This window comes from Nocardia sp. NPDC003345 (genome assembly GCF_053589395.1).
Genome location: NZ_JBSFRU010000194.1, coordinates 1 through 12,027 on the forward strand (window position 1 = coordinate 1; position 12,027 = coordinate 12,027).

Below are 12,027 nucleotides of genomic sequence, written 5' to 3' on the forward strand. Positions count from 1 at the left end.
GCGCTCGAGACTGGCGGCTGCGCCGCTTCGCTTCGAGCGCTGACAGCAGGCGCGGGCCGAACCCTTACAGGATCTCACTGAACTCGGCGCCGCCCGCCGGTCGGCGAAGCATCGCCGGTTGTCCACCCTCCGTCCGGGATACCCTGGTCGTATGGTTCGGGGCCGCTTTTCCGGTTATCCCGTCTCCGGCCGGTTCGCTTCCGTAGGCGGGGCCCGACCGGCGCTGCAGCGACCAGACGGAGGGAGCGGCGTGCTCACACCAACCGTAGGTAGTGTCCATTGAGCACTCACCTGATCAGCGGAACCCAGGTATTCACGCCGCGAACGAGCCCGACGCCCTCCCCTTCCACTCCGAATGGTCGCCCCACCCTCGAGCGGCGGAGCCGCTCCAAAATTACAGCCCGCCCCTTCGCGGACGGGCCGATCCGAATTCACCTTCGCCAAGAGCCACCCCCCACTCACCTTCGCCGAGAAGCCGCTCCACTCCCCCTTCCCGAACGGCCCGCCCCGTTCCCCCTTCGCCGAGAGGCCGCTCCAATATCACGGAGGATCCCATGACCGCACCCCTGGGCGCTTCGTTCGACCCCGACCGCATCGCGGCCCTGCGCCCGCAGGCCGGCGGGCCTCCGGGCGCACCGCGGCCGGCCCGGTTCGCCGCCACCCGCCGCAACTGGGCCCGGGCCGCAATCGTGACCTCGGCGTTCCTGGTGCTGCTGTACGCGATCGAGCTGGTCGACTCCATCATCACCTACAGCATCGATCAGACCGCCGGGATCCAGCCGCGTGACGCCGACGGGCTGGACGGCATCCTGTTCGCCCCGCTGCTGCACGGGGGCTGGGATCACCTCATCGGCAATACTCTGCCGGTGCTGGTCCTGGGGTTCCTGACCCTGGCCACCGGTATCCGGCGCGGGCTGGCGGCCACCGCGATCATCTGGATCGTGGCGGGGATCGGCACCTGGCTGACCGGCGGCGAGAACACCGTGCACATCGGCGCGTCCTCGCTGGTGTTCGGGTGGCTCACCTATCTGATCTGCCGCGGGTGGTTCCTGCGGCAGGCCGGGCAGATCGTGCTCGGCCTGGTGGTACTGGCCCTGTACGGCTCGCTGCTGTGGGGTGTCCTCCCCAGCGACGGCCAAATCTCCTGGCAGGGGCACCTTTTCGGCGCAATGGGTGGAGTGCTGGCCGGGTGGGTACTCTCCAGTGATGAACGTCGACACCGCCGTCAGTCGCGCGCCGGGGCGCCCCTGTCTCCCCGGTGACCGCCGGCACGGCCGATATTTTCGGGGGATGCGGTCTTGAAGCGGGAAACATCGTGGCAGCATGAAGGTATGCGGCTCACCGTCCTCGGGTGCTCGGGCAGTGTGTCCGGCCCGGATTCCCCGGCATCGGGATATCTGCTGACCGGGCCGGATATGACACCGGTCGTGATCGATTTCGGGCCGGGGATCCTCGGCGCGCTGCAACGCTTCGCCGACCCCGGCGAGGTCGACATCTTTCTCACCCACCTGCACGCCGACCACTGCCTGGATCTGCCGGGACTGCTGGTGTGGCGCCGCTACCACCCGAGCCCGCCCGTGGGGAAGGCGATCGTGCGCGGACCGTCGGACGCACCGCTGCGGATCGGCAACGCCTCGGCGGAGGTCGGCGGGGAATGCGACGACTGGTCCGATGTGATCGACTTCCGCCCCTGGTCCGAGGGCGAGACGGTGGAGTTCGGCACCGGCCATACGGTCACCGCCCGCCGGATGTTCCACCCGCCGGAGTCCTACGGCCTGCGCATCGTCACGAACACCGGCCGCGTCTTCGTCTACACGGGCGACACCGCGGTGTGCGGGGCGGTCGGGGAACTGGCCGAGGGTGCCGATGTGCTGATGGCCGAGGCGTCCTGGACCCACGATCCCGCCAATCGGCCCGAGGGCATCCACCTCTCGGGTACCGAGGCGGGCCGGATCGCGGCGCAGGCCGGGGTGAAGGAACTGCTGCTCACCCATATTCCGCCGTGGACCTCCCGGGAGGACGTCATCGCGGAGGCCAAGGCCGAGTTCACCGGGCCGGTCCACGCGGTGGCTCCCGGGGAGACCTTCGACCTGTAGGGCCGCGCATCTGCGGGCGCGGGTCCCCCACTACGCTGAGCCCGTGTCGAGACGAGCCGATGGCAGGGCGGACGACGAACTCCGCGAGGTACGGATCACCCGAGGCTTCACCACGCACCCGGCCGGTTCGGTGCTGGTCGAGTTCGGCCAGACGCGGGTGATGTGCACGGCCAGCGTCACCGAGGGCGTACCGCCGTGGCGGCGCGATTCCGGACTGGGCTGGCTGACCGCCGAGTACGCCATGTTGCCGGCGGCGACCCACACCCGCAGCGGCCGGGAATCGGTCAAGGGCAAGGTCGGCGGCCGCACCCAGGAGATCAGCCGGCTGATCGGCCGGTCGTTGCGCGCCTGCATCGACCTGGCCGCCATCGGCGAGAACACCATCGCCGTCGACTGTGATGTCCTGCAGGCCGACGGCGGTACCCGTACCGCCGCCATCACCGGCGCGTACGTGGCGCTGTCGGACGCCGTCACCTATCTCGGAGCGGCCGGCGGCCTGGCCGATCCGCAGCCGATCTCGTGCGCCATCGCGGCGGTCAGTGTCGGCGTGGTGGACGGCCGGGTCCGGCTGGATCTGCCCTACGAGGAGGATTCGCGCGCCGAGGTCGATATGAACGTGGTCGCCACCGATACCGGGACGCTGGTGGAGATCCAGGGCACCGGTGAGGGCGCGACCTTCCCGCGTTCGACCCTGGACAAGCTGCTCGATTCGGCCCTGGCGGGGTGCGAGCAGTTGTTCGCGGTGCAGAAGGAAGCGCTCGCGCTCCCTTACCCGGGTGTGCTGCCCGAGACCCGCGAACCGGCGAAGAGGAAGTGATGGGCCGCCGGGTTCTGCTCGCCAGCCGCAACACCAAGAAACTGAACGAACTGCGCCGGATCGTCGCCGACGCCGGTGTGGACGGGCTCGAGATCGTCGGGCTCGATGATGTGCCGGAATATCCGGAGGCCCCCGAGACCGGTGCGACCTTCGAGGAGAACGCGCTGGCCAAAGCGCGCGACGGCGCGCGGGCGACCCGGCTGGCGTGTATCGCCGACGATTCCGGTATCGCCGTCGACGCCCTGAACGGGATGCCGGGCGTGCTGTCGGCCCGTTGGGCCGGACGCCACGGCGACGACGCGGCGAACAACACGCTGCTGCTGGCCCAGCTCTCCGATACACCCGACGAACGGCGCGGCGCGAGCTTCGTCTCCGCCTGCGCGCTGGTGATCCCGGGCGGCGCCGAGATCGTGGTGCGCGGGGAATGGCCCGGCACCGTGGCGCGGGCGCCCCAGGGCGACGGCGGTTTCGGTTACGACCCGCTGTTCCATCCGGACGGCGGGGAGCGCAGCGCCGCGCAGTTGTCTCCGGCCGAGAAGGACGCCGCTTCCCATCGCGGCCGGGCGCTGGCCCAACTGCTGCCCGCGCTCACCGCACTGGCGCACTGATTTCGAGTCGCCGGCGCGTTTCCCCGCGCCGGCACACCAGGAGCACGGCCGCGTTCCGTGCCGTTCGGGGCGCGCCGTGCCGGGTCAGACGCCGAAGTCCTGTTTGACCTGCTTGGTGTTGCGGTGCTCCACGAAGAAGGACAGCAGCGGGATGGTGCCGGCGAGCAGGGTGCCGATGGTGCGCCGAATCGGCCACCGGACCTTCACCGCCAGATCCGCGGTGAGGATCAGGTAGATGAAGTACGCCCAGCCGTGCACGACCGCGATCCAGCTCGGGGTGTCCACGCCGAACCCGTACTTGGCGATCATCTCGGCGGTGAGGAACAGCAGCCACAGACCGGTGATCCAGGCGAGGACGCGGTAGCGCAGCAGCGCCCCGGCGATCCGCCGGTCGCCGGCGGGCGCCTCGGGTGCGGTGGTGGCCTTCTCGCTGGCGGTCAACCCGCGCTCCTCTCGGTATCGCGGGCCGCGCCCGCCGTATCGCCCGCGCCGCCGTCCTCGGCGTGCAGCCGGGCGAGATAGGTGTTGTATTCGGCGAGCGCCGGATCGTCCGCGCGCGCCGCGCGCGGGCGTTCGGGCAGGAATCCGGCCGGGATCTCCCGGGGACCGTCCGCCGCCCGCGACCCGCGCCGGCCGAATCGTCCCGCGTGCCGGGCGTCCGGGGTGCCCGCCGCGGCCCCCGCGACCGGCTGCCCGGGTATCGCGGCCGCATCGTCCGGCTCGCCCGCCGGCTCCTCGGACTCCTGCTCCAACCGGACGAACCGGAAGTAGGCGAACAGCGCGAATCCGGCGAACAGCGGCCACTGCATCGCGTAGCCGAGATTCTGGGCCGTGCCGCTGGCAGAGGAGAATCGCTCCCATTGCCACCAGCCCAGCACCAGCGCGGCCGCCGCGACGACGACCACCAGGACGACCAGGGCCGGGCGGTGCACGGTGCGGCGGGGTGTTGCGGACACGGCTACCACGGTACCCGTCTACTACGCGGGCCGTAGTGTGAGGTGGGCATCGCGGCAGCCGGTATCGCCGCCGGTCAGAACTTGTAGACGACTCCGGTCAGCCGCTCCGATTCCGACCACAGCCGCCGCCACAGCTCGGTGTTCTTGGACAGCCGGGTGGACGGCGAGGCCTCCACCGGGCCCTGCGACTGGAACAGCCGGGTCGGGCCCCAGTAGGTTTCGGGGTCGGCATCGCGGGTGGTGGCCGCGAACAGGGTCGAATGGGCGGCCTTGGCCGGAGCGTGCCCGACCAGCTTGATCACCGGTTTGCTGACCCAGTCGAGCGGGGTCTCGGTCCGGGTGAACAGCTCGGTCGCCGAAACGCCCGGGTGCACCCCGTAGGACCGTTTCGCCGAACCGGCCTCCGACAGGCGGCGCTGCAGTTCCCGCGCGAACATCAGGTTCGACAGTTTGGCCTGCGCGTAGGCGAGGTTGCGCTGGTAGCGCCGGTTCTCGTAGTTCAGGTCGTCGATCCACAGTTTGGGTGTCTGCTTGTGGGCGATGCTGGCCAGTGTCACCACCCGGTCGCGCATCCGGTCCAGCAGCAGCCCGGTGAGCGCGTAGTGGCCGAGATGGTTCACCCCGAACTGTGTTTCGAAGCCGTCGGTGGTGCGCGAGAACGGCACGTTCATCAGTCCCGCGTTGTTGACCAGGACATCGAATTCGTCCGTACCCTCGGCGAATTCCCGGACCGAGGACAGATCCGCCAGATCGAGCCGGCGCACCCGCAGGTCGCCGCCGATGGCGTCGGCGACCTCCTGCGCCTTCTCGGTGTTGCGGCAGGCCAGTACCACCGTGGCACCCTTCGCGGCGAGCACCTTGGTGGTCTCGGCGCCGAGGCCGCCGTTGGCTCCGGTGACGACGAAGGTGCGCCCGGTCTGGTCGGGTATCTGATCAGGTTTCCACGCCATGGTCAGACCTTACTTCCGAGTAAGATCACTGGGAAGTAGGGAACCACCGCGCGCCGGGGCCCGGCGGGCGCGATCGCGCCGTATTCGCGGCGCCCCGCCGGGTTCTCGACCGGCCGCACAGGTGTCGGTGGTGCGCAGTAGGCTGCCCGGGTGCCCGAACTCCCGCCCGTATCAGCCCTGCTGGCGACCGCCGTCACCGCGCTCGGCGGCAAGGAGCGCCCCGGCCAGATCACCATGGCGGCCGCGGTGGACAACGCGATCGAGACCAAGGAACATCTGGCGGTCCAGGCCGGCACCGGTACCGGAAAATCTCTCGCGTATCTGATCCCGAGCCTGCGCTACGCGGTGAAGACGGGGCGCACGGTGGTGATCTCCACCGCCACCATCGCCCTGCAGCGCCAGCTGGTAGACCGCGACCTGCCGCGCCTCGCCCAGGCGCTGACCGAACCGCTCGGGCGGACGCCGGAGTTCGCGATCCTCAAGGGCCGCAACAACTATCTCTGCCTCAACAAGATCAACAGCGCCATCCCCGAGGAACCGGCCGAGGCGGAACTGTTCGACGCCTTCGCCGTCTCCCGCCTGGGCCGCGAGGTCAAACGGCTCAACGAATGGGCCTCCGATACCGAGACCGGCGATCGCGACGAACTCGCCCCCGGCGTCAGCGACCGCGCATGGCGGCAGGTCAGCGTCTCGGCGCGGGAATGTCTCGGGAAATCCCGCTGCCCCTTCGGCCAGGACTGCTACGCCGAGCGTGCCCGCGCCGAATCCGCGCAGTCCGATGTCGTGGTGACCAACCACGCACTGCTGGCCATCGACGCGATCAGCGGGGTCCAGGTACTTCCCGAACACGATGTCGTCGTCGTGGACGAGGCGCACGAACTGGTCGACCGGGTCACCGGCGTGGCCACCGCCGAACTCTCGGCCACCGCCATCACCGCCGCCGCCCGGCGTTGCGGCAAGCTCATCGACGAGCAGGAGATCGACCGTCTCGATGCCGCCGCCGAGGCCTGGCACGCCGCGCTCGACGATCTCGGCCCGACCCGCTGGGAGACGCTGCCGCAGGGCATCGAGCAGGTTCTCGCTCTGATCCGGGACGCCGCCTGGAATGCCCGCACCGCGCTGAACCCGCAGGGTGGCGGGCGCGGTGAGGATCCGGAGGCCGCGGCCGGGCGGAATATGGCGGTGGCCGCGGTCGAGGAGATCCACGACACCGCGGTGCGCGCCCTCACGGCCTTCGACGAACCCGACCCGGCCGCGCGCCGCGATGTGGTGTGGCTGTCCGCCGACGAGATCCGCGGTGTCACCCGGCGCACCCTGCGCATGGCCCCGCTGGCCGTCGGCGGGCTGCTGCGCAGCCGGCTGTTCGGTGAGGCGACGGTCGTGCTCACCTCCGCGACCCTGCAGATCGGCGGCTCCTTCGACGGACTGGCCCGCACCTGGGGTCTGCCCGCGCAGTCGGGTGGTGCCGTGGACCCGGCGATGGCCAACAGCGCCGAGGCGCCGTCGGACAGCGATACCGTGCGCTGGAGCGCGGTCGATGTGGGCTCGCCGTTCGATCACACGAAATCCGGAATCCTCTATGTGGCCAAACATCTGCCCGTTCCCGGCCGCGACGGCCTCCCGCCCGCCTACCTCGACGAGATCGAGCGCCTGGTCTCCGCGGCGGGCGGACGCACCCTGGGGTTGTTCTCCTCGATGCGCGCGGCGAAGGCGGCGACCGAGGCGTTACGCGGCCGGCTGGACACCCCGATCCTGTGCCAGGGCGAGGATTCCACCGGCGCCCTGGTGCGCAAATTCGCCGACGATCCGGAGACCTCCCTGTTCGGGACCCTGTCGCTCTGGCAGGGCGTGGATGTCCCGGGACCGTCCTTGAGCCTGGTGATCCTGGACCGCATCCCCTTCCCCCGCCCCGACGACCCCCTGCTGGCCGCCCGGCAGCGCGCGGTCGAATCCCGGGGCGGTAACGGCTTTCTCACCATCGCGGCGAGCCATGCCGCGCTGCTGCTCGCGCAGGGCACGGGGCGATTGCTGCGTAGCGTGGACGATCGCGGCGTGGTCGCGGTGCTGGATCCCCGGCTGGCCACCGCCCGCTACGGCGGCTATCTGCGCGCCTCGCTGCCACCGTATTGGGAAACGGCCGATCCCGAGGTGGTGGCGCGGGCCCTCACCCGATTGGCCGCGGCGGCGTCGGTCTGATCGGGCTTCGCCGCGCAGAGCCGGGCGGGATTTTCCCGGCGGATCCGGCCCCGGCTGTCGCGCACGCTATTCCGCGAGGAAGAAGAAATATCCGAGGAAGATCACGGTCAGCACCCACATCACCGGGTGCACCTCGCGGAAACGACCGCGCGCCGTCATCACCACCGGATAGAAAATCATCCCCATGGCCAGGCCGTTCGCGATCGAATAGGTCAGCGGCATCATGACGATGGTGATGAACGCCGGCACCGCGAACTCCAGCCGATGCCATTCGATATCACCCAGCGAACGCGCCATGAGCACCCCGACCACGATCAGCGCCGCCGCGGTCACCGCGCCAGACCCCGCCACCACCGCGAACAGCGGGTAGCAGAACATCGCCACCGCGAACCAGGCCGCCGTCACCACCGCCGTCAACCCGGTCCGGCCACCCGCCGAGACACCGGCCGTAGACTCCACATACGCCGTGGTGGTGGACGTACCGATCACCGCACCCGCCATGGTGCCCACCGCGTCCGCGGAGAACGCGCTCGACGCCCGCGGCAACTCCCCCTTCTCGTTGAGCAGGCCCGCCTGATTGGCTACCCCGATCAGCGTGCCCGAGGCATCGAAGAAATCGACGAACAGCATGGTCAGTACCACGACCGCCATCTGCGCGGTGAACGCGTCGGGCAGATGCGCCAGCGCCTGCCCGAACGTCTGATCCAGACCCTGCGGCAATGCCGCCACCCCGTCGGGCACATCCACCAGCCCGGCGATCATCCCGATCACCGCGGTCAGCACGATGCCGTAGAGCACCGCGCCGTGCCAGCCGCGCACCAGGAAGATCACCGTCATCACCAGGCCGAACAGCGCGAGCACGGTAGCGCCCTCGGTGAAATCGCCCAGCGTCACCAGCGTGGTGTCGCTGGCCGTCACGATCCCGGCGTTCTTGAGCCCGAGAAAGGCCACGAAAAAGCCCGACCCCGGCCGCCACCGCCAGTTTCAGCTGGAACGGGATCGCGTTGAGGATCTTCTCGCGGACCTTGGTGATCGCGAGCACGAAGAAGATGACACCGGACAGGAAGGTGCCCGACAGCGCGACCTGCCAGGGAATCCCCATCCCCAGCACCACCGAATACGCGAAGAAGGCATTGAGACCCATCCCGGGCGCGAGCGCGATCGGATAGCGCGCCCACAGACCCATCACCAGCGTCCCCACCACGGCCGCCACCGCGGTCGCGGTGAACACCGCCTGGGTCGGGATGCCCTGATCGCCGAGATCACCCTGGTCACCGAGGATCGCCGGATTCACCGCGAGCACATAGCACATCGCCAGGAACGTCACCGTTCCCGCCATCAGCTCCCGTTTGACCGTCGATCCGTGCACCCCGATCGCGAAGAACGAATCGAGTCGTCCCTGGGTGCGGGTCTGCGGACCTGTGTCCATGGAACCTCCAGTCGGTGCGGGCGTGACCTGTGTCCGGGCGCAGGCCACACGCAGACCGAGGGCGCTTCGGGCCCGGCAGCGCCAGTGGAACGGTAGCGGAAACTCGTTACGAACCGAAGTCGACGCCGCGTGCGGGCCATTACGGGCCCCCGCCCCGCTCAGGCCGTGGCGACCAGGGCCAGCTCCGCGCTCGAGGCCAGCAGTTCGTGCACCGGCAGCACCCGGACCTGATAACCGACCGACCCGGAGAGCGGCAGCGGAATCCGCGCCGTGAACAGGGCCGGGCCCGAATCGCCGCCCGCCCACGACATCGCGGCGGTATGGGTCTCGGTGAGTTCGTCGTCGGGCGAGACCCGGCCCACCACGGCCTCCACCCGCACCTCGTGCGCGGCCAGCCCGCCCAGATCCACCCGGGCGGTCAGCGCGAGCGGCGCGCCCACCTCCGGATCGTGCGGAAGCCCTTCGGCATCCACACCGACGACCCGCAACCGCGGCCAGGCTTCCGCCACCCGACGCCGATACCGCCCGACCGCCGCCGCGCCCGCCAGACCCGCCTCGGTGGCGCGGTGGGAGGCGGCGGCCGCCGGCACGTAGTACCGCTCGGCATACTCACGCACCATACGGTCGGCCCGCACCCTCGGCCCCAGATCGCGCAGCGTATGCGTCACCATCTCCAGCCAGCGCCCCGGCACACCCTCGGCGTCACGCTCGTAGAACCGGGGCGCGACGACCCTTTCCATCAACTCGTAGAGCGCGGTGGCCTCCAGATCGTCGCGGCGCTCCTCATCGGTCACCCCGTCGGCCGTCGGGATCGCCCACCCGTTCTCGCCGTCGAACATCTCGTCCCACCAGCCGTCCCGGATCGACAGGTTCAGCCCGCCGTTCAACGCCGATTTCATCCCCGACGTCCCGCACGCCTCCAGCGGCCGCAGCGGATTGTTCAACCAGACGTCGCAGCCCCAATACAGATACCGCGCCATCGCGATGTCGTAGTCGGGCAGGAAAACGATGCGATGCCGCACCGCCGGATCGTCGGCGAACCGCACCAGCTGCCGGATGAGCGCCTTACCGCCCTCGTCGGCCGGATGACTCTTTCCCGCCACCACCAGCTGCACCGGGCGATGCGGGTCCAGCAGCAGGGCCCGCAACCGGTCCGGATCGCGCAGCATGAGGGTCAGCCGCTTGTAGGTCGGCACCCGGCGGGCGAAACCCACGGTGAGCACATCGGGGTCGAAAACGGACTCCGTCCACGTCAGCTCGGCCGCCGCGGCGCCGCGCTGGGTCCACGATTCCCGCACCCGCCGGCGTACGTCCTCGACCAGCAGCCCCCGCAACCGCCGCCGGACCGCCCACACCGCGCGCGGTTCCGGGTCCGGTATCCACTCCCCGGCCGCCTCCGCGTCCGCCCCGCGCAGTTCATTCCATTCCCGGGCCGCCCAGGTGTCCACATGCACCCCGTTGGTGACCGAGCCGATCGGCACCTCCGGCGGATCGAACCCCGGCCACAACGGCGCGAACATCTCCCGGCTCACCGTGCCGTGCAGCCGCGACACCCCGTTCGCACGCTGGGCCAGCCGCAACGCCATATGCGCCATATTGAACACCGATGGATCGGCCTCCCGCCCCAGCGCGACGATCCGGTCCACCTCGATCCCCGGCAGCAGCGGCGAATCCCGCTCCCCCGACGAACCACCGAAATAGCGATGCACCAGGGAAACCGGGAACCGGTCGATCCCGGCCGGCACCGGGGTATGCGTGGTGAACACCGTCGCCGCCCGCACCGCCGCCAGCGAGGTCTCGAAATCGTGCCCCTCGGCCAGGTATTCCCGGATCCGCTCCAGACCCGAGAACCCCGCGTGCCCCTCGTTCATATGGAACACGTCCGGCGCCGGCAATCCGGCCGCCGCGGTAAAGGCCCGCACCGCCCGCACCCCGCCGATCCCGGCCAGGATCTCCTGGACGATCCGGTGCTCCTGATCGCCGCCGTACAACCGGTCGGTGACAGTGCGCAGATCCGGATCGTTACTCGCGATATCGGAATCCAGCAGCAACAGCGGCACCCGCCCCACCTGCGCCACCCACACCCGAGCCGCCAGCACCCGCCGGTCCGGCATGGCCACATGCACCAGCACCGGCGAAGACCCCGAGGTCAGCGGCCGCAACGGCAAGCCGTGCGGATCCAGCACCGGATACCGTTCGGCCTGCCACCCGTCCAGCGTGAGCGACTGCCGGAAATACCCGGCCCGGTACAGCAGCCCCACCCCGATCAACGGCAATCCCAGATCCGAGGCCGCCTTCAAATGATCGCCGGCCAGGATCCCCAGCCCCCCGGAATAGTTCGGCAGCACCTCGCTGACCCCGAACTCCATCGAAAAGTACCCGATACCCCGCACCCCCAGCTCGGCCCCCGGCCGCCCGAGATACTCCCGCAGGTCCGCCGCCGCCGCGTCCACCCGCGCACAGAACCCGGCATCCCCCGCCAGCTCCGCCAACCGCTCGGCCGGCACCTCACCCAGCATCCGCACCGGATCCGGCCCGATCTCCCGCCACCGCCCGGGATCCAGCGCCGCGAACACATCCTGCGTAGGCCCATGCCACGACCAGCGCAAATTGGCCGCCAACTCCCCGAGCGCCGCCAACCGCTCCGGCAAGTGGGCGCGAACCGTGAACCGACGCAGAGCCTTCATCCGCAAGAGCTTAGTAGGGGGGTGCTGCGACCTCGCGTGTCATGCGGGTGGGTATGGAGCGACCCGTTGACGAAGGGGTGAATTGGGGCAACCAACCCGGAAAGGGTGGGTTGGCGGCAGTTCCTCAGCGAAGGGTGGGTTGGGGGGCCCGCAGCAGAGGGTGAGTTGGGAGGCGTTCCTCAGCGGAGAGTGAGTTGAGAGGCGACCCTCAGCGCAGGGTGAGTTGAGAGGCGACCCTCAGCGCAGGGTGAGTTGAGAGGTGACCTCTCCGCGAAGGGTGAGTCCGGA

At 70.0% G+C, this 12,027-nt stretch carries 10 protein-coding genes and 1 pseudogene; 5 read left to right on the plus strand and 6 right to left on the minus strand.

All coding sequences use genetic code 11. From position 1 onward, the window contains the following. The first annotated feature begins 554 nt into the window (after positions 1-554). The 4 genes from ACWDU1_RS20445 (at position 555) to rdgB (ending at position 3,521) form a co-directional block, all read left to right on the plus strand. On the plus strand, positions 555-1,262 hold the full coding sequence (locus ACWDU1_RS20445) for a rhomboid family intramembrane serine protease (protein WP_450000584.1): 708 nt from the start codon (positions 555-557) through the stop codon (positions 1,260-1,262). A 69-nt stretch (positions 1,263-1,331) separates the two neighbouring features. Beyond that, a complete protein-coding gene (locus ACWDU1_RS20450; RefSeq protein WP_450000586.1) occupies positions 1,332-2,096 on the plus strand; it encodes a cyclic nucleotide-degrading phosphodiesterase in 765 nt (254 codons plus the stop codon). Between the two features lie 43 nt (positions 2,097-2,139). After that, entirely contained in the window at positions 2,140-2,913 is a 774-nt protein-coding gene (gene rph / locus ACWDU1_RS20455; protein ID WP_450000588.1) for a ribonuclease PH, read from the plus strand. Further along, a complete protein-coding gene (gene rdgB, locus ACWDU1_RS20460; RefSeq protein ID WP_450000590.1) occupies positions 2,913-3,521 on the plus strand; it encodes an RdgB/HAM1 family non-canonical purine NTP pyrophosphatase in 609 nt (202 codons plus the stop codon). The genes rph and rdgB overlap by 1 nt, the downstream gene beginning before the upstream one ends. Before the next feature lie 84 nt (positions 3,522-3,605). Here the strand turns inward: rdgB and ACWDU1_RS20465 are convergent, their stop codons facing one another. From ACWDU1_RS20465 to ACWDU1_RS20475, 3 genes are all read right to left on the minus strand, one after another. Beyond that, positions 3,606-3,962, minus strand: coding sequence for a DUF3817 domain-containing protein (locus ACWDU1_RS20465; RefSeq protein WP_450000592.1), 357 nt, complete (start codon positions 3,960-3,962; stop codon positions 3,606-3,608). Then, complete coding sequence (locus ACWDU1_RS20470) at positions 3,959-4,477, minus strand: transcriptional regulator (protein ID WP_450000594.1); 519 nt, start codon at positions 4,475-4,477, stop codon at positions 3,959-3,961. Before ACWDU1_RS20470 ends, ACWDU1_RS20465 begins: the two co-directional genes overlap by 4 nt. Positions 4,478-4,551: 74 nt before the next feature. Continuing rightward, positions 4,552-5,427: an oxidoreductase gene (locus tag ACWDU1_RS20475; RefSeq protein ID WP_450000596.1), complete on the minus strand. Its 876-nt coding sequence runs from the start codon at positions 5,425-5,427 to the stop codon at positions 4,552-4,554. Between the two features lie 150 nt (positions 5,428-5,577). On the opposite strand from ACWDU1_RS20475, the gene ACWDU1_RS20480 reads away from it, so the two are divergent. Continuing rightward, a complete protein-coding gene (locus ACWDU1_RS20480) occupies positions 5,578-7,623 on the plus strand; it encodes an ATP-dependent DNA helicase (RefSeq protein ID WP_450000597.1) in 2,046 nt (681 codons plus the stop codon). Positions 7,624-7,689: 66 nt separating this feature from the next. Here ACWDU1_RS20480 and ACWDU1_RS20485 read toward each other — a convergent pair whose 3' ends face one another. From ACWDU1_RS20485 to glgP, 3 genes and pseudogenes are all read right to left on the minus strand, one after another. Next, a complete protein-coding gene (locus tag ACWDU1_RS20485) occupies positions 7,690-8,574 on the minus strand; it encodes an NCS2 family permease (RefSeq protein WP_450000598.1) in 885 nt (294 codons plus the stop codon). A gap of 61 nt (positions 8,575-8,635) precedes the next feature. Beyond that, positions 8,636-9,052, minus strand: a pseudogene (locus tag ACWDU1_RS20490) (solute carrier family 23 protein); the annotation flags it as partial. 158 nt (positions 9,053-9,210) lie between these two features. Further along, positions 9,211-11,739 carry an alpha-glucan family phosphorylase gene (gene glgP, locus ACWDU1_RS20495; protein ID WP_450000600.1) on the minus strand — a complete coding sequence of 843 codons (2,529 nt, stop codon included), beginning with the start codon at positions 11,737-11,739 and terminating at the stop codon, positions 9,211-9,213. Between the last annotated feature and the right edge of the window lie 288 nt (positions 11,740-12,027).

Coding starts and splice junctions, on each gene's coding strand:
- ACWDU1_RS20445 (WP_450000584.1), top strand. CDS start 555: ATGACCGCACCCCTGGGCGCTTCGTTCGACCCCGACCGCATCGCGGCC.
- ACWDU1_RS20450 (WP_450000586.1), top strand. CDS start 1,332: ATGCGGCTCACCGTCCTCGGGTGCTCGGGCAGTGTGTCCGGCCCGGAT.
- rdgB (WP_450000590.1), top strand. CDS start 2,913: ATGGGCCGCCGGGTTCTGCTCGCCAGCCGCAACACCAAGAAACTGAAC.
- ACWDU1_RS20475 (WP_450000596.1), bottom strand. CDS start 5,427: ATGGCGTGGAAACCTGATCAGATACCCGACCAGACCGGGCGCACCTTC.
- glgP (WP_450000600.1), bottom strand. CDS start 11,739: ATGAAGGCTCTGCGTCGGTTCACGGTTCGCGCCCACTTGCCGGAGCGG.